Below are 16,566 nucleotides of genomic sequence, written 5' to 3'. Positions count from 1 at the left end.
AGATGCTATTTAATCTTTATTATGCATATATGGTTTGATTGGACGGCAGCGTTATGGTAATGGTGTTAGATGTTAAACCGTTGCACCACAAGCGCACGGTAAATGTACCTGCAAACGGAAAGGTTAACGGTATTGGGCTTTGTGTACCACCGGTAGCATTTTGCCACACAATTTCAGCTGTATCATTATAGTGCTGATAGTATTGTAATATAATCGTGGTATTACCAAAACTGCTTACATTGTAGCTTGTAGTGGCAAGGCCATTAATTTGTATGTGCGTAAGTGCAAGGTAAGGCTGTGCCTCGCCCGTGTATTGTACCCTAACTAAATCGCATTTTGTGGGCTTACCGGGTATGTAGTTGTTTATCTTATTCATAATAAAATAAGATGATAGCTGCTCCAGGTAATACAGCTTTTTAAAGTCGAAATTTGCAATATCATTATCAGTAAGCCAAAACTCTGCTGTAACTATTTGTGCTTTATCAGATATAGCATTTAATGGAGTGTAGTAATCCTGAACAACATCTGTAAAGGGCAGTTTATAAAAACTCTCTATAGGGCAGCTATAAATTAATTGGGATGTGTTATACTCTTTAGACCCGATTTTTATGGGCGAACCAAATTGTTTTACAGTACTCTTTAAAAAATAAAACCGGCTGTCTAAAGGCTTATAAGTAATGTTTGTCTGCCCGGTTTCGGCATCTACATTTACATCTTTATCCCACATTTTATAAATGTTAGAGGGCGTGCCCAAATACATTGCATGGTCTTTTTCGGGGGCGTATATTTTAGATTTAAATATGTCCTTCGTGTCATCTAAATTGGCGTTGTTTACAGCAAATGCAGCATCATGATAGCTGTCATCTTTATTATTATAGGCATAGCGCAGGTAGTTTTGCTGGGCGTAGTTGCTAAAGGTGTATTTTTCGGCGGTTTTGCGTACAAACCTGCTGCTCCAGTTTTGAAGCTGTGGCGTTTGGAGCTGCTCCTGCAGGGTTAAAAAATCGTAATGGTTGTCGTCTTTTCTTTTATATAGTGTAAGCCCAAAGCGGTAAATTACCTCGTTTACAAAATCGCGAATAGAAAAATTTTCAAAAGCCCCCTGAAAATCTATCTCTTTACCGCCCACAAGTTCCAGATTAACGGTAAGCTCACACTCATCGTGATGCAAATAGTATTGCCCGGCGGAATCAGCCGACCGTATTACAATGGCTACGCTATCGCCTGCCTGGAGATCAAAGAGTACCGACCTTGAAAAGTCAGTTCCCGAATCTAATTCATGCGTGATGTTCTTAAATTGAGGTGCATAGTCGGCAGATAAATTACTCGTGTTTTTAGCCAGGTACATTTTAGTTGGGGCGCCGCTGGTGGTAATTTTGCCCGATATGTTTAACCGGTATTTACCTGTTTGCGCTACCTGGCAAAAAATATTAGAGTTAAACGAGAGCAGGTTGGTAACCGGGTTTCCTGTAAAGGCTACGTAATATATTGTATTATATACAGTAGCAGGGGTGTGATATAAAATAGTGTCGCTTTCCAGTTGGGATACATTAAGATCTGAAGTAGCTACCCCTTTAGGATAGGTTACCCACAGGTTGGTAAAATCTTCTGAATTAAAAACCGATCCGCTATACGTAAACCCATACTGTGTAAAGACTTTTTGCCAAAGCCAGCTTACATTGACTGATGGCAACAGATAATCTACATTTACTACTAATTGAGGAGGAAAGGACGGCGGTATGTAATGAGTAGCCCCGTTATAGTTAGCCATTATATATTTATACTTAGTATTAGGGTTAGACCAGGAAGCCATAACATTAGCCAGTGTTTTGGTGTGGTTAAGGTCATCTGCCAGTTCTAAATTGGCCAGGGTTTGGTTCTCTATCTTTTTGTATAGGCTTACAATGCCATCATAAATAACGGCTTCATAATCATTGCCGCCATCAGTAATCATTGCCCAGCCGTTGTATACAAAGCACTCGCCGGTTTCGCTAAACAGGCTGCATTCGTTTTTTTGATAGGGTACGTTAGAGTTATTGCCGGTAACGGTTAGGTACTCCATTATCTTAACATTAGTAGCCGTTTTGGGTAACTTAAACTTGTTGGTATAGCTGGCCTGGCGGTTATCAAGGCTGTTAAGGTCGTTTACCTGTTTGGTTTGGGCTATGGTTTGTCCGGCATCAAGATCGGCCAGCTGCCCGTTTATGTAGAGGAGTAGGGACACATTTTTATGGTTTGGAGGAAATATTTGAATTAGTCAAAGGTCAAGAGGTCTAATGTCGAAAGTCCTCAACCCCGGCCCATCTCCAAAGGAGAGGGGAAAAGCAACACTTAGCATCTTAATTAAACACTATTAATAATGCATCCGGAATATCAAACTATACCCATTCATCGCTCCACTCTTTTTTGTGGGCAAGGACTTTCGGCTTGATGACTTTAAGACTTTACGGCTATAGAGTTTGCGTATACCTTGCAGGCAATTCTACATCAAAAGTAAAATTAGTAAGCTGTTGGCGCGGGTTTTTAAGCCGTGCCGATGTGGTTTTAAGGGTAACTTCTACCCAGTCATCGGCTGCATTGCGGGCAAAAGGCTTGCCGGTAAAGAGGTATATCTTAGGGCTGTCTAAAATGGTTTCTACAACGCTACGCTCATCGGGCGTAAGCAGTTCGGCAATAATTTTAAGGGTATCCTGGCTTTCCTTTCCTATCTGGCGGGTACGTGCCGTGGTATATTCTGCATTGGCATTATCAAAGTCAAGCTCGCCAAGCTGTTTGGTGCTGCGGTCTATGCTGTAAGTGTCTTCAAACAGCCAATAGCTATAACCTCCCTGGGGGTTAAACCATTTTAGGTACACACCACACTCATAAGGCACTTTTTGCAAGTTTATATAAATAGTGTTGTTGGGTAGTGTACTGCGTACTGTAGTATCTATTATTGTATTGGCACTGTCTGCCAGCCCTAATAAATTGGTTTGGGTAAGCTCTAAAGTATTAAAACCCTCGTTCATAGGCAGCAGGTCTTCCAGGGTTTCATCGCTGCGCCCATCTGAGAAAAACAGGCGGTGTACCTTGCCGGTGTTTGTAAAATCGCGGTTAAAAAGGGTGGTTAGGTTTTTAACCTTTAATGGCCCGGTTTTAGGGTAGTAAAGGCTTACATCAAACGGGTAGCCCTGCCAGTATTTAAGGTAATAATTGTTCGCAGTATCGGGTTTACAGGGTGAAAGGGCGTAGATGCTGTTTTTATTCATTTGCAGCTTATCGCCTGCCTGGGTTACGCTACAAAGGTAATCCAGGATCTTGTAGGCAGAATCTACAGAGCCATCGGCAAGGGTAATCCAAAACCAGGTGCCTCTTTGCAGATAGCGTTCTGTAGTGCGGTCGTAAATAAAGCTTTGCGGAAACTGGGCCTGCAGGTTAGGTGTAAGGTTGTCTTCAAAATTTGTGTTGTTAATATCCGACTTTATATACGGCATAAAGTTTACAAAAAAGTTACCGGCAGGGTCGGGGTACAGCCTTATGTTTATATTAGGGATGTTCGCGGCCGGATTACCACCCAACTCAATATCACAATATTTTGAAGCTAAAACCGAGTCGCTCTTAAAGCGGTAAATATCATTATTATAGGCCGGGCGAAGCTTGCCTTCGTTAACCGAGGGTGAAAATACTATCATACAGAAATTTGGTTTAGGGAGTTTAAAATATCGGTAGTAAAAGTTGCTAAATGCGCCTGCCCCACTTTATCTATTATTTGCTGAATGCGCTGCGGTGTAGCTACGGCATCTACCGGGTTTTGTGTGCCGGGCTTGGGCTGCCAGCCTTTTTTGGCAATTTTTCTGGCAATTAAAAAGGCAAGGCTCGAGGTACTTATGTCATCTCTTACCCGTGCGGCAATACCCTTTTTTATAAGCCATGCCTCTATAGCTTCGCTGGGTGGCACTTTGCCGGGCTTGCGGCCGTTTATGTAACCATCAGCCATAATGCTAATTCCGTTGGGCAGGCTTACCACCTGCACGCTTTTGCCCCAGTTACCACTGGTTGCCATCCCGCTTGCTTCATACGCCGCAATTATATCCTTTTTAAGCAGGGTAAATTCCGCTTGCAGTATTTGTGCTGCGCTACTCATAATGTGCCGGCATTTTAATGCTGTAGCTGCACAGCAGGCCATCCATATTGGCATCAAGCGCATCCGTAACATCTATATTATCCCATTGGGTAACTTCTGCCGAAAGGCATGCCAGGCTGTTGCCAATGTCATTAAAAACCTGTAACAGCGGCTCTATGTTAGCCGTATATTTAGATGTTTCTTCTGTACCTGCTTCAGCAAAATACTGCTGGTCGAAGTCGGAGTGCTTTACCAAAAAGAACTTGCCCTCGTAGGTTGCGGCCGTTATTTTGGTACCCGAATCGTTATATTCGCTTTTACGGTTGGTAAACTCGTGCAGCAGGAAGGTTTTGCCGGGTTCGGCACTGCCATCCAGCAGGTTTAGGGCGGCTTTTTTGCCGTAGTGGTATTCCAAGCTTTTTGCCTGGGCTATGTCTTGCAGTATGCGTACTATGTCTTTCATTTTTATGTGGATTTGTTTATTTGGGGATGTGGTAATTTGGTTTTTGGGGATATGGTAATTTGTTAATTCGGTTATTTGGATTGAACGCTGATGAGCCGGATGCTGCGCAGCGCGGATTTTCAAGTTGCTTTCTTCACGTGCTGTCATTGCGAGGCAGGCACGACCGCGGCAATCTCAAATATTGCTTAATTGAATGTTTAACATTAAAAAAAAATGTTATTGTATTTCGTGTGGGATTGCCGCGGTCGTGCCTGCCTCGCAATGACAAGCTGGACTGTACTGCGAAACCAAATAACCGAATTAACAAATAACCAAATCAACCCTTGCTTAGTTTTTGGTACTCTGCCTCTACCTCGTTTTGGGTTTTGGTTTGTGCGAGCAGGTTAAAGATCTCGCTGTAGGGCTTTCGGCCAAGGTCAAACGGGTATTGGCCCAACAGCTTGCCGAGTTGCAACAGGGGCAGGGTGTCGCTGTAGGGTTTGAGCTTATCGGCGCCTGCCATTTGCCACAAGTGGGCGTCGGTACTTTGTGTAGCGAGCAGCTTGTTTTCGGTAATTATAATGCGTTCAAATTCCTGTAGCATGAACTTTCTGGCGGCGAAATAGTCGGTAATGTGAGTGCGCCAGAAGGTTTTTTCGGGTACACCGAAACATATCTCAAAAAGCTGTTGGATACCGTGCCAGTCGGATACCTTCGGCAACAGCCTGATGCAGTATTTTACGTTAGCATAAGGCATTTGCCCAATATTCATCTGGCTGCCGCCGAAATTATTCTTTGGGTTGAGGTGGGTTAGGATGCTGTCGTAAGGCAAGGTATCTTTTAGTTGGGTGTATTGTTTTAGGGTGATGTTTTTCATTTTTATTGTGGATTTGGTAATAGGATGATTTGGTTATTTGGAAGTAATACGGATGCATCGCAATCGCTGGTTTTCACGGATTTTTCTTCACGCGCCGTCATTGCGAGGGAGGCACGACCGCGGCAATCCCACAAGTAAAATATAATGAGATTGCCGCGGTCGTGCCTCCCTCGCAATGACAGTGCGGCAAATGCGCTACGAATAACCAATACACAAATACACAAATAATCGCTTTACCCAACCCTCACTCTCGCCGTATATGTTCTTCGCAACGCAAACCAGTAACGCATCATGATACTGTCCCACTCATCGGGGCTGCGGCCTATGAGTTCTTTAATGCGGTCTTTGGGTGTAATGCCCTGGCGGCCATCTTTATCAATGTCTTTAAGTTTTACCTGTTCCATTTCTTCAGCGGTGGTTTGCTGTACGGCATCATTGTCGCACAGCTCTCCGGCAAGGCGGTTGGTAATCATTTCGGCCATCTTAATGGAGCACTGGCTCTTAAGGTTGTCGTAATTGGGTTTTATGTAGGTGTTGCCCTCAAGCATTTGTAGTGGTGCCGAATTGTTTACAAAACCCTTACATTTTAAAAAGTCGACCACGCCGCCGCCTACGCCATCTTCGTCGGCTACAACATTGCTTAGGGCAATGCCATGCTTAATTTGCAGCAGTTTGGCGCGGCTTACCACTTCGTCCAGGCCAGACTTGGCTATACTCTCCCGTGCTATGCACACCCAGCCGTGCCAAATTCTAAAGACTGTTTTGTCGCGGCCTTTACGGGCAACGTCTATAGTCATGTACTTGAGCCCGGTAGGAGATAGATGGTGCGGTTTAAAATAGTCGGCAATACTGTCGTTGTCAATAAGGGTAGCAGGGTCATCGTCATACTCCCAGTTGCCAAAGTACAGGCGTTCGCGACTGTTTTTATCAAGCCTTAAAAGCGACTGTAAATAACTGGGGTGCAGGTAGGGGTTATCAGTTGGCAAGCTCTGAATGAAACGCCGGTAAGGCGGTAGCGAACCATCGCGGTGCGGTTTGTAAAATTCTTTATACGCCCAGTTTTTAGACGGGTTGCAGCTGCCCAGCATTTTAGGGATGAGCTTAAATTCGGTTAACTTGTACCTTATGCGGCTCTTTACAATTTGCCAGGCGTGGTAGTGTACCTGGTTGCATTCGTCTATAAACGCACCGCTAATTTCGAGCGACCCAAGGCTGTCGAAATTCGGGTCGGATGGGTATAAGAACAGGTCTTTTAAGATGATCTGGCTACCGTTGTTCCAATAAATAATATTCTCTGTAGCCTTGTACTTAAATTGCCGGGATAAGCGTAGCTGCTTGGCTAATTCAAAAAACGTAGTCAGTGTGGTTTCTTTAAGTGTTTTAAGTTTGCTACGGCCCAGCAGCCAGCGGGTGCCGGGGTGCCGGCCGCACATTTCCATAAGCCACAGGCAGCCCAGAGCACTTTTGCCACCGCCCGCCGCCCCGCCGTACAGTACTTCTTCGGTTATAGTGTCTTTTAAAAAGTACACCGCATGCTGTTGTTTAGGCAGGAGTTTCATCGTCATCCGGATTATGGCCCTGGCCCAAATTCAGCGTGTAGTTGCGCACGGGATAATCGTCAGGTTCCTCGTGCTTAAGGCTCCAAAGCTTGGGGTTGCGGTTGCGCAGCCAAAACTGCTGCGAGCGGAAGCAGGCGGGCACATGCTTTTCTACCTCCACTATTTCTATGCGCTCCTTTTCTACGCGCTTTCCGTTTTCGTCGTAATATACCTCCTTGCATTTTACGGCCTGTTTAGTGGAAATAACCCTATCAATCGTGGCGCGGTATAACGATTCGGCCACCTCCATATCAGCCGCGCGTTTGCCGCGGGCTACGGCCTCGCCAAAATCAGGCTTGCTTTTTTTCCAGTTGATAATGGTCTCTCGGGTTACACCAAAAAAGGAACCCAGATCGCGGTCTATAGCGCCGAGCAGGCAGAGCTTATAGACCTGCTCTGCATATTCTTGTTTATAAGGGCCATTATTGGTTTTGCGTTTTGCAGGGGTAGGGGCGGAAAAGGAAGCGCTGTTCTGGGCTTCGGTTTCTTGCATTTCAAAAGAGGGATTGGGAAATATTGGGGGCCAATTATGAGTGTTTGGATTTACAATCAATGTGATAACTTTAAATTTACCGTTAGGATTTAATAAGATCTATCAATATGTAAATAACGCTGCTTGAGCTGGTGGCGTGCTATGATGACTATGTACAAAGCGATTGATTAAATTAGTTTTAAGTAAATGCGCTCAGTAATTACCTATTGATGGGGATGTTTTGATAATGTTTAGATGTTTAATTTTGAGATTATTAACTTAATTTTTAAAATTATGAAGACTAAAATTTTACTTTTGTTGATTGTTATTCCGCCGTTATTAATTTCCTGTACTGTGATGGAAAACGTAGGCAGTATTAAACAGTCACTTTTAACTCCTGAGACATTTAAGATTACTCAAAAAGGAGTTTGGGTTTTACTCGACGGCAGTGAGGTGGATCAAAAAAGCTCACTTTTTACTATCTTAAAAAATAATGCGCAGCTTAATATACTTACAAAAAAAGGAGATAAGTATTATTTACCAAATGCATTGGGTGCTTTTATAAGAAGCAGTAATTATAGTGGTAAAGGTGTAGATACTGATGCTAACAGACTGGCGGGTAGCTTTCAGGATGATATGCTTAAAGCGCACAGTCATAAATTTGAAGGTGCTGCCCGAAATGATGTAAGTGGCCGTGGATCTAATTCTAAATATGCTTGGAATCCTGCAACCTATTCTACAGAGCCTGAAGGCGGAGCTGAAACACGGCCCAAAAATATTTCTATGTACACTTATATTAAAGTTGATAAATAAAATTTCATAACTCTCTTCTGCTAACTGCAAAGGAGAGTTTTAAACAGTATGTCAAAGAACAATTAGTAAAGTCATCAAGTCGAAAGTTTTAAAGTCAACAGGCGCTTCGGTAACCAACAACTCCTAACCCAAAACCCGCAATTCACTTAAACCCTTACAAGATTGTCTATAATCACATTGTTGTAAGTGCCTTTAGAGCCAGAGATGTGGAATTCGAGTTCGGCTACATCGCCGGGCAGCATGTCGGCTAAGAGATCTATTTTGGTGCCCAGCGCCGACGGGTAAAACATGCGGCCGGTTTCCTGTTCAAAATGCAGTTGCTGTACTGCGGTGCCTAATTTTGTGGTTTTTATATCGCCTATGGCGGTTATAATGCCTTTTATTTTGTAATTCATGATTTTATGTTTTGTTGTTGATACGTGGATTTGGTTATTTGTGAGTGGTAACTGTTAATCTGTTAATTTGATGATTCAGTTATTCGAAGCTCCAAATCAATGAATCCTCAAATAACCAAATCCACCCTATTACCAAATTAGCAGCTCGTTACACTTTGCGCTACAAGGTTGTTGTATTGTATGCCGCTGTTTTTAGATATTTTACCTTCCAGTGTTACTGTTACGTGTATTTCATCGTTTTCTTTGTATTCATTAAGGTCGTCCATACGGCGGCCGCGGAATTCTACAAACGCCCTTTGCCTGCCATCGGGCACAAGAGTTACTACTTTTTTTTCGTGACCGGCTGTGTTGCGGTACTCAATGCTTTCAATTGTTCCTGTAATTGTCATTTTTTTGTGATTTAAAAATTGTAAAGTTGCAAGTCTTAAAGTTTGGTGGATTTGGTTATTTGGGGATTTGATTATTGGAGTTGGGGCGAATAACCAAATCCCCAAATAACCAAATCCACTCTATTCAGTAATTGTAAACCGCCTGTCGGCGTTAAAGTGCATTATTGCGCTCATGTTTAGTTGTTGGTTAACGATTGGCAGTTGTTGGGAGCTGCCGTTAACGGTTAACTGACAATCAACAGCCTCGTTATACTCGGCGTAGAGCGCGTTAAGCGACTGGGTAATTGTCGTTAGGTTTTGTTTTACCTGTGTGGTATTTTCCACTTCAAATAGTGAGCTTTCAGACCCTAAGAAGTAATTGTATGAAGCTTTTATTGCAATCAATTGCATTATTTCTTTGGCTATGTGTTGTTTATTACGCATTTTATTATATCTTTGTGAAGTATAGTGCAAAGTTAAGTTGAATATTCCACTTTACAAAATCAAATCATGTTAAATTTTACACTTTTGTGTGGAATTTATTTTTACATTTAGCTAAAGCTTTGATTATGGAAGGATTAGATATAAAACGTCGCCGTGAGCAACTGGGCCTGACTCAAAAGGAGTTGGGCGATCTTATTGGCGCCAGCCGCGAAACAATTATCAACTACGAAAAGGGTAAACCTATACCTAAATCTAAAAGTGAAATATTAAACAAAGTGCTGGAGCCGGATGCAGTGCATCATAAAAAAGTTAATAATGAGGAGGTGGTTAAAATTGTGGACGACTTTGAAAACAAAAACGGCAACAAATTTATAGAGCTGCCTAACGGGCAATTTTATATGCTGATGCCTTTGGCAGAGTTTAACGTTCAGGCAGGGTTTTTAAGTGCTTACCAGGATGCCGAGTTTTTGATGGATTTGAGTCAGCATGGTATATTGGTAGATAAGCCGGTACATGGGCGCTATGTAGCCTTTAGGGTTAACGGCGACAGTATGGATGATGGCAGCAGTGCCGCCGTTACCCGAAATAGTATAGTTAGTACCAGAGAGTTGCAACGCCAGCACTGGAATGGTAAGCTGCGTTTTCGCGACTTCCCCTACTGGGTTATTTACACCACGCAAAGCAAGATGCCGTTGCTTAAAGAGATCGTAGAGCACAATACCGAGGAAGGCTATATTACCTGCCACTCCCTTAACGACAGCCCCGAGTTTAGCGACTTTAAGCTCCACCTAAACGACATACAGGCACTATTTTATGTTATTGATGTTAACAGGACGGTGAGTAAAAAGAGTTTTTATTAGCTCAGTATGGAGAGTTAAATACATATCGCGCGTTAACCTTAAACACTTGCTAAAGTTTTGTTGCTTAAAAGCAGTTGGTTAGCTTTTCATTTATCTTTGATAATTATCAATTACAAAGTGTATGATACCACCGTTAGTTATAGCGCCTAAACAGGTAATTACCCAAGAAGACGTAAACCGCATTATAGAAATGGCATGGGAAGACCGCACACCTTTTGATGCTATCTTCTATCAATTTGGCCTAACAGAAGACCGCGTTAAGGCGCTTATGAAAAGGGAACTGAAGTTTAGCAGTTACACCCTTTGGCGTACCCGTGTAGAAAACTGCAAGACAAAGCACGCCAAAAAGCGCAGCGATGCCATTAAACGCTTTAAGTGCGACAGGCAGCGTGCAATATCTTCTAACAAAATAAGTAAGCGATAATGGCAGGTAGAACTTATGTATTTGCCGGTGCGACGTCGGCTATGGCGGTGCAGGCGGCTAAAATGCTGCATGAGCGTGGCGATGTGGTTATTGGTATTTCTACAAAACACGAAAATCCCGGTTATGACCAATTTTACACTGTGGATAGCTACGCATCAGGAAAATTTCCCACGATAGAAGGTCCTGTAAACGGACTGGCTTATTTTCCGGGTACGATTAATCTAAAACCATTTCACAGGCTTAGCGAAGCTGACTTTCTTTCAGATTTTACGATAAACACCCTCGGTGCTGCTGCTTTTGTCCAGGCGTATTTACCCGCCCTAAAAATTGCCGAAGATCCTGCCGTGTTGTTTTTTAGCACGGTAGCGGTTGCAACAGGCATGCCTTTTCATGCTTCGGTTGCTATGGCAAAAGGCGCTGTTGAAGGCTTAACCCGTTCGCTTGCGGCGGAATATGCTCCTAAAATTAGGTTTAACTGTATTGCACCGTCTTTGACCGATACGCCTTTAGCCGGAAAGCTGTTAGGATCTGAAGAAAAGACCGAAGCCGGAAAAAACCGCAACCCGCTTAAAAAAATTGGCAGCACCCAAGACCTTGCCAATGCCATAGTGTTTTTACTGTCGGATACCTCTGCGTGGATAACTGGGCAGGTATTGCCTGTAGATGGCGGCATGGGGGTAGTAAGGTTGTTGTAAGTGTTTAAGGAATAGGTTAGCCAAGCAATTATCTTTAAATGCTCATAATTTATATATGGGTTGCTTTTTAATGTAACTTACCTGCAAGAAAATAATTTATTAGTTTACATTCAAAAATAAAATGTAAACTAATATGTAAAATAGTTTACATTTGTAATAATAATGTAAACTAAAAAATTTTTATGTTAGGAAAACGCATTAAACAAAGTGAAGGATATTTTTCTTTTATTCCTGAGCCATTTCCTCCCAAGGAATTGACTGAATTTTCTTCAGAGATAATCACTAAGGCTGCGCTTGCAGAGCGATTGATAGGTAAATTGGATGGTATTACTCACATTTTACCCAATGCGGATTTTTTTCTTAATATGTATGTAATTAAAGATGCAACTAATTCGGCACAAATTGAAGGCACAAGAGCTACTATGATGGATGCCCTTGAAATGAAAGCAGGAATAAATGTAAATGACACCGATGCAGATGATATTCTATTTTATATTAAGGCACTGCATTATGGGATTGCAAGGTTAAAAGAATTTCCATTTTCTTTGCGATTTATTAAAGAACTGCATAAGGAATTAATGATTAAAGCCCGATCGACACATTTTGCTGATCCCGGTGAGTTTCGAAACTCTCAGAACTGGATAGGTGGTACCACACTCCAAAACGCTATGTACGTTCCTCCTCCTGTAAATGAGATGAAAAAAGCTTTAGCGGACTTTGAAAAATACATACATAATGATAATGTAATGCCAGTTTTACAGGCAGGAATATTACATGCTCAATTCGAAACCATCCATCCGTTTTTAGATGGGAATGGACGTACCGGTAGGTTAATAATAACCTTATTTCTATATGAGCGAGCCATTCTTGAAAAACCTGTGCTCTTTTTAAGTAGTTTTTTTAAGAAAAATCAACAATTATATTATGATAAATTGAATGCCTATCATAACAATAGACCTGAAGAATGGCTACACTTTTTTCTTGATGGAGTAATACAAACTGCTAAACAAAGTATAGAAACATCTTCTAAAATCACCATTTTAAGAGAAGAAGATATGAGGAAGTTACAAGCATTAGGGAAAAGAGAAGCAACAAGTGGTGTAGAATTTTTGCAATTATTATTTAGGGATCCTATAGTAACAAATTCTATTGCGGCAAATTCTATGGAATTTTCCCGTGCAGGTGCGGCTAAATTAATTGAGCGTTTTATAGAACTGGATATATTAACTCCATTAGATGAAAACGATAAATATGGGAAAGTTTATATCTATAGAAAATACCTTGATATTTTTAATAATTAAAATTAGTTTACATTAATGGATTAGATGTAAACTAAAAGACACTTTGGTTAATGTTGTTTTTTAATAAATTGTATACTTTTAAAGATTTACTCCATGAAAATACATATAATAGGCGGGGGTAACCTGGGTGGGGCGGTAGCTATAGGGCTGGCGCAATTTACCTCGGGCAATTCCATAACCGTAACCCGGCGCAATATAAAACGGATAGAACACCTAAGCCAATATGGGATAGCCCTTTCGGCAGATAACACCCACGGTATTGCCGCGGCCGATATTGTTGTCCTTGCTATAAAACCGTGGCAGGTAGATGCTGTGTTAGATGAGGTTTTGCCGCATCTTGCCGGTAAACTAATAGCATCGGCGGTAAGTGGTGTAACACTCGATCATCTTAATAAAAAAGTGGGCAGTACTAACACCATTGTGCGTATTATGCCTAACATTGCCGCACAATACGGCGCAAGCGCCACGTGCATATCGGCTGTAGCCGATGATATTGCTAAATTGCAGCCTGTTGCCGACCTATTTGATAAAGTAGGTACGGCAGTTATAATCGACGAGAAACTTATGGATGCCGCCACTGTGCTTGGTGCATGCGGAACGGCTTTTGCCTTACGGTACATCCGCGCAAGCATGCAGGCCGGTATAGAAATTGGGTTTGATGCCAAAACTGCACTCGCCATTGCGGCGCAAACAGCATTGGGGGCAACCGAAATGCTTTTAAAAGAAAACGCCCACCCCGAACAGCTTATAGATAAGGTTACTACCCCTCAGGGATGTACCATTGCCGGCCTTAACGAAATGGAACACGAGGGCTTTAGTTCATCCTTAATTAAAGGTATAAAAACGTCACTTAAGAAGATTCGGGAATAAATCATGCTTCAATTTTAAGCAATAATGGTAGTTCGTCGGTTTTAGCTTACAGTTTGTCTAAAATATTTGTGGGTAACAGTCAATACGTGTAGGTTTACACAAAATAGCATTAGTAAATTAATTTTTACGGTATTTTTGGGGGCAAAAAAAGGGAGAACTAATCGTTTTCCCTTTTTTATTTTATAATTTTTTTTGACACAAATCACCACAAATTTAGATTCGTGAAAATTAGTGTAATTCGTGTCGAATTATCATAACTGCCAATATTTGTATTTTGTTAATGATTCTTAAAAGGCATACTTTTTGATTTTAACATAAATATCATATATTTGAGGTAAATTATTATCACTATGGAATTTAAATCTAAAAACCCATTTTTAAGCAATAAGTCTTTTGCTAAAGGCGAAGCCAACGTTTATACAGCAGATGGCAGGCCTGTTGAAATTATAGATTATAACAATACCATGACCGTGCAGGGTGCCATAAACAAAACTTTTGTATTGTTTGCATTACTGCTTACCGGTGCGGGTATAACTTGGTACATGGCCTTAATGGGTCAAAACCCAATGACGTTGACTATTGCAGGTGCCATTATTGGTTTAATAATGGTAATTGCTGCCGCTTTTGCACCTAAGCAATCGCAATACCTTGCTCCGGCATATGCCCTGTTTGAGGGTTTATTTATAGGTGGTATCAGTGCGTTGTTTGAGGGTATGTACCCCGGCATAGTGCTTAAAGCAGTGGGCAGTACGTTTGTAACATTCTTTGTGTGCCTTGCTTTATACAGGTTTGGCGTGGTTAAGGTTACAGAGCAGTTTAAATCGGTTGTAATAGCTTCTACACTTGCAATTGCATCGTTTTACCTAATTGCCTGGATCTTATCCTTCTTTGGTGTAGGTATGTTCTTTTACGGTAACTCGCTAATGAGTATTGGCTTTAGCATTTTTGTAATAATTATTGCTGCCCTTAACCTGTTTATGGATTTTGACATGATAGAGCAGGGTGCAAGGCAGCGCAATCCTAAGTACATGGAGTGGTTTGGTGCTATGGGCCTTGTTATTACCATGGTATGGCTTTATATAGAATTTTTAAGGCTGCTAAGCAAACTGCAAAGCCGCAACTAAGTCTCTTACTCTTACTAAATATAAAACCCCTAACGCTGCAATAGTGTTAGGGGTTTGGTTTTTATAACGGCAGGCAATTTTATGCGGCCATGTTTTGCTGTATAAATTATGAAAGTAATGCCCTTCAAAAAAATCAGGATAAAATTACATTTCTCATTTATTATCAGGTATATGCGGTGGGTTCAGTATACTTAAATGTGTTAAAATTATTATAATAATTCCAAAACCGCTATATTTGGGACTTCAAACAAAACACTAAACACATATTTATGTCTATCTGGAAAAGGAAACCATTACATTTATTGCTTAGCGAGGCAGCCGAATCGGAAAAAGGCTTAAAGCGGACTTTAACGGCATGGTCGTTAATTGCTTTAGGTATTGGCGCTATTATTGGTGCAGGGTTGTTTGTAAGAACAGCAACCGCAGCTGCCCAAAACGCAGGGCCATCGGTTACAATAGGCTTTATCGTGGCGGCTATAGGCTGTGCGCTTGCAGGCCTTTGCTATGCCGAGCTTTCGTCTTCTATTCCTATCTCGGGTAGTGCTTATACCTATACCTATGCTACCATGGGCGAATTTTTAGCATGGATCATTGGGTGGGACTTAATATTAGAATATGCCGTAGGTGCAGCCACTGTAGGTATCGCCTGGAGCGAATACCTTAACAACCTCCTGGTCTCGGTGCTCCATACCGACCCGATACCGTATGCGCTTTCGCACTCGCCGTTTCAAACATCTGCGTTAGGCGAGCATGGTATTATTAACTTACCTGCATTATTTATTGTAGGTGTTATAAGCCTTTTACTAATAAAAGGTACGCAGGAGTCGGCTTTTGTAAACGGGCTTATTGTTATTGTAAAAGTTGCCATTGTAATACTTATCATTGTTTTAGGCTGGAATTTTATAAACCCTGTTAACCATGCAGAGTATATCCCTGCTGCATCTACTTATGTAGATGATAGCGGTGTAAGCCACAATTTTGGGGGCATTATGGGTATTTTAGGTGCTGCCGGTACGGTGTTCTTTGCCTTTATTGGTTTTGATGCCGTTAGTACTGCCGCACAGGAAACCAAAAACCCTAAACGCGATATGCCAATAGGTATCTTAGGATCGCTTGCCGTATGTACCGTACTTTATATACTTTTTGCACACGTACTAACAGGAATTGCCACTATAGAAGATTTTAGAACAGGTGGTAAAGAAGCTTCGGTTGCTTTTGCCATTAACAAATACATGATAGGCTACGGCTGGCTGGGTAACTTTGTAACTATAGCTATTTTGGCAGGTTTCTCATCGGTTATACTTGTAATGCTATTGGGCCAGAGCCGTGTGTTTTACTCAATGGGTAAAGATGGTTTATTGCCATCGTTCTTTAGCCACCTGCACCCTAAATACAAAACGCCATATAAGGCTAACCTTGTTATCCTTGTAATTGTGGGCTTATTTGCAGCCTTTATTCCGGGCGATATTGTGGGTGACATGACCAGTATTGGTACCCTGTTTGCCTTTATATTGGTTTGTATATCGGTAATTATATTACGTAAGAGGGAGCCAAACATGGTTCGTGAGTTTAAAACCCCATTTGTACCGCTTGTGCCTATTTTGGGTGTGGCTGTATGCCTTGCCATGATATACGGATTAGGATGGCTTAACTGGGCCAGGCTTATAGGATGGATGGTACTTGGTGTACTGTTTTACTTTGCTTACGGAAAAAGGCATAGTGTTTTAAACAACGGAAAATAAACAAAACAACAATCACAAATATCTGATGAATCCCGATGG

The 16,566-nt window shown here is 41.7% G+C and carries 18 protein-coding genes; 8 read left to right on the top strand and 10 right to left on the bottom strand.

Translation table 11 applies throughout. The annotated features are described in order from the left end of the window. Nucleotides 1-19: 19 nt before the first annotated feature. The 7 genes from FMM05_RS16975 to FMM05_RS16945 form a co-directional block, all read right to left on the bottom strand. The gene (locus FMM05_RS16975) at nucleotides 20-2,224 is read right to left on the bottom strand and encodes a hypothetical protein (protein WP_143374615.1); all 2,205 of its coding nucleotides are present in this window, start codon (nucleotides 2,222-2,224) and stop codon (nucleotides 20-22) included. Between the two features lie 226 nt (nucleotides 2,225-2,450). Next, nucleotides 2,451-3,671, bottom strand: a complete 1,221-nt coding sequence (locus tag FMM05_RS16970) for a hypothetical protein (protein WP_143374614.1) — start codon at nucleotides 3,669-3,671, stop codon at nucleotides 2,451-2,453. Then, nucleotides 3,668-4,123 (bottom strand): hypothetical protein, encoded by a 456-nt coding sequence (locus FMM05_RS16965; RefSeq protein ID WP_143374613.1) that lies wholly within the window; start codon nucleotides 4,121-4,123, stop codon nucleotides 3,668-3,670. Before FMM05_RS16965 ends, FMM05_RS16970 begins: the two co-directional genes overlap by 4 nt. Beyond that, nucleotides 4,116-4,565 (bottom strand): hypothetical protein, encoded by a 450-nt coding sequence (locus tag FMM05_RS16960; RefSeq protein WP_143374612.1) that lies wholly within the window; start codon nucleotides 4,563-4,565, stop codon nucleotides 4,116-4,118. The genes FMM05_RS16965 and FMM05_RS16960 overlap by 8 nt, the downstream gene beginning before the upstream one ends. 316 nt (nucleotides 4,566-4,881) lie before the next feature. Then, nucleotides 4,882-5,421, bottom strand: a complete 540-nt coding sequence (locus FMM05_RS16955) for a hypothetical protein (protein WP_143374611.1) — start codon at nucleotides 5,419-5,421, stop codon at nucleotides 4,882-4,884. Nucleotides 5,422-5,654: 233 nt separating this feature from the next. Beyond that, a complete protein-coding gene (locus FMM05_RS16950) occupies nucleotides 5,655-6,980 on the bottom strand; it encodes a phage terminase large subunit (RefSeq protein WP_143374610.1) in 1,326 nt (441 codons plus the stop codon). Next, nucleotides 6,964-7,512 carry a hypothetical protein gene (locus FMM05_RS16945; protein ID WP_143374609.1) on the bottom strand — a complete coding sequence of 183 codons (549 nt, stop codon included), beginning with the start codon at nucleotides 7,510-7,512 and terminating at the stop codon, nucleotides 6,964-6,966. The genes FMM05_RS16950 and FMM05_RS16945 overlap by 17 nt, the downstream gene beginning before the upstream one ends. A gap of 273 nt (nucleotides 7,513-7,785) precedes the next feature. On the opposite strand from FMM05_RS16945, the gene FMM05_RS16940 reads away from it, so the two are divergent. Next, nucleotides 7,786-8,304, top strand: coding sequence for a hypothetical protein (locus FMM05_RS16940; RefSeq protein WP_143374608.1), 519 nt, complete (start codon nucleotides 7,786-7,788; stop codon nucleotides 8,302-8,304). A 146-nt stretch (nucleotides 8,305-8,450) separates the two neighbouring features. Here the strand turns inward: FMM05_RS16940 and FMM05_RS16935 are convergent, their stop codons facing one another. From FMM05_RS16935 to FMM05_RS16925, 3 genes are all read right to left on the bottom strand, one after another. Further along, the gene (locus FMM05_RS16935; protein ID WP_143374607.1) at nucleotides 8,451-8,699 is read right to left on the bottom strand and encodes a hypothetical protein; all 249 of its coding nucleotides are present in this window, start codon (nucleotides 8,697-8,699) and stop codon (nucleotides 8,451-8,453) included. A 137-nt stretch (nucleotides 8,700-8,836) separates the two neighbouring features. After that, entirely contained in the window at nucleotides 8,837-9,088 is a 252-nt protein-coding gene (locus tag FMM05_RS16930) for a hypothetical protein (protein WP_143374606.1), read from the bottom strand. Between the two features lie 120 nt (nucleotides 9,089-9,208). Continuing rightward, entirely contained in the window at nucleotides 9,209-9,511 is a 303-nt protein-coding gene (locus tag FMM05_RS16925) for a hypothetical protein (RefSeq protein WP_143374605.1), read from the bottom strand. A gap of 125 nt (nucleotides 9,512-9,636) precedes the next feature. Here FMM05_RS16925 and FMM05_RS16920 point away from each other — a divergent pair, with 125 nt between their 5' ends. The 7 genes from FMM05_RS16920 to FMM05_RS16890 all read left to right on the top strand — a co-directional run bounded on the left by FMM05_RS16920 (nucleotide 9,637) and on the right by FMM05_RS16890 (nucleotide 16,527). Then, complete coding sequence (locus FMM05_RS16920) at nucleotides 9,637-10,371, top strand: helix-turn-helix domain-containing protein (RefSeq protein ID WP_143374604.1); 735 nt, start codon at nucleotides 9,637-9,639, stop codon at nucleotides 10,369-10,371. A 121-nt stretch (nucleotides 10,372-10,492) separates the two neighbouring features. Further along, a complete protein-coding gene (locus tag FMM05_RS16915) occupies nucleotides 10,493-10,795 on the top strand; it encodes a TIGR03643 family protein (protein ID WP_143374603.1) in 303 nt (100 codons plus the stop codon). Further along, entirely contained in the window at nucleotides 10,795-11,490 is a 696-nt protein-coding gene (locus FMM05_RS16910) for an SDR family NAD(P)-dependent oxidoreductase (protein WP_143374602.1), read from the top strand. Before FMM05_RS16915 ends, FMM05_RS16910 begins: the two co-directional genes overlap by 1 nt. A gap of 182 nt (nucleotides 11,491-11,672) precedes the next feature. After that, a complete protein-coding gene (locus FMM05_RS16905; RefSeq protein ID WP_143374601.1) occupies nucleotides 11,673-12,791 on the top strand; it encodes a Fic family protein in 1,119 nt (372 codons plus the stop codon). 93 nt (nucleotides 12,792-12,884) lie between these two features. Beyond that, nucleotides 12,885-13,661: a pyrroline-5-carboxylate reductase gene (gene proC, locus FMM05_RS16900; protein ID WP_143374600.1), complete on the top strand. Its 777-nt coding sequence runs from the start codon at nucleotides 12,885-12,887 to the stop codon at nucleotides 13,659-13,661. A gap of 350 nt (nucleotides 13,662-14,011) precedes the next feature. After that, nucleotides 14,012-14,785: a Bax inhibitor-1/YccA family protein gene (locus FMM05_RS16895; protein ID WP_143374599.1), complete on the top strand. Its 774-nt coding sequence runs from the start codon at nucleotides 14,012-14,014 to the stop codon at nucleotides 14,783-14,785. 269 nt (nucleotides 14,786-15,054) lie between these two features. Further along, entirely contained in the window at nucleotides 15,055-16,527 is a 1,473-nt protein-coding gene (locus FMM05_RS16890; RefSeq protein WP_143374598.1) for an amino acid permease, read from the top strand. Nucleotides 16,528-16,566: the final 39 nt, after the last annotated feature.

Origin of the sequence: Flavobacterium zepuense (assembly GCF_007097145.1) — a bacterium.
In the GTDB taxonomy this organism is placed as follows: domain Bacteria; phylum Bacteroidota; class Bacteroidia; order Flavobacteriales; family Flavobacteriaceae; genus Flavobacterium; species Flavobacterium zepuense.
The sequence above is the reverse complement of the archived record's forward strand: the minus strand, read 5'-3'. Positions and strand labels throughout refer to the sequence as shown.

Coding starts and splice junctions, on each gene's coding strand:
- FMM05_RS16925 (WP_143374605.1), bottom strand. CDS start 9,511: ATGCGTAATAAACAACACATAGCCAAAGAAATAATGCAATTGATTGCA.
- proC (WP_143374600.1), top strand. CDS start 12,885: ATGAAAATACATATAATAGGCGGGGGTAACCTGGGTGGGGCGGTAGCT.
- FMM05_RS16970 (WP_143374614.1), bottom strand. CDS start 3,671: ATGATAGTATTTTCACCCTCGGTTAACGAAGGCAAGCTTCGCCCGGCC.
- FMM05_RS16890 (WP_143374598.1), top strand. CDS start 15,055: ATGTCTATCTGGAAAAGGAAACCATTACATTTATTGCTTAGCGAGGCA.
- FMM05_RS16965 (WP_143374613.1), bottom strand. CDS start 4,123: ATGAGTAGCGCAGCACAAATACTGCAAGCGGAATTTACCCTGCTTAAA.
- FMM05_RS16930 (WP_143374606.1), bottom strand. CDS start 9,088: ATGACAATTACAGGAACAATTGAAAGCATTGAGTACCGCAACACAGCC.
- FMM05_RS16940 (WP_143374608.1), top strand. CDS start 7,786: ATGAAGACTAAAATTTTACTTTTGTTGATTGTTATTCCGCCGTTATTA.
- FMM05_RS16920 (WP_143374604.1), top strand. CDS start 9,637: ATGGAAGGATTAGATATAAAACGTCGCCGTGAGCAACTGGGCCTGACT.
- FMM05_RS16945 (WP_143374609.1), bottom strand. CDS start 7,512: ATGCAAGAAACCGAAGCCCAGAACAGCGCTTCCTTTTCCGCCCCTACC.
- FMM05_RS16895 (WP_143374599.1), top strand. CDS start 14,012: ATGGAATTTAAATCTAAAAACCCATTTTTAAGCAATAAGTCTTTTGCT.
- FMM05_RS16915 (WP_143374603.1), top strand. CDS start 10,493: ATGATACCACCGTTAGTTATAGCGCCTAAACAGGTAATTACCCAAGAA.
- FMM05_RS16950 (WP_143374610.1), bottom strand. CDS start 6,980: ATGAAACTCCTGCCTAAACAACAGCATGCGGTGTACTTTTTAAAAGAC.
- FMM05_RS16905 (WP_143374601.1), top strand. CDS start 11,673: ATGTTAGGAAAACGCATTAAACAAAGTGAAGGATATTTTTCTTTTATT.
- FMM05_RS16910 (WP_143374602.1), top strand. CDS start 10,795: ATGGCAGGTAGAACTTATGTATTTGCCGGTGCGACGTCGGCTATGGCG.
- FMM05_RS16935 (WP_143374607.1), bottom strand. CDS start 8,699: ATGAATTACAAAATAAAAGGCATTATAACCGCCATAGGCGATATAAAA.
- FMM05_RS16960 (WP_143374612.1), bottom strand. CDS start 4,565: ATGAAAGACATAGTACGCATACTGCAAGACATAGCCCAGGCAAAAAGC.
- FMM05_RS16955 (WP_143374611.1), bottom strand. CDS start 5,421: ATGAAAAACATCACCCTAAAACAATACACCCAACTAAAAGATACCTTG.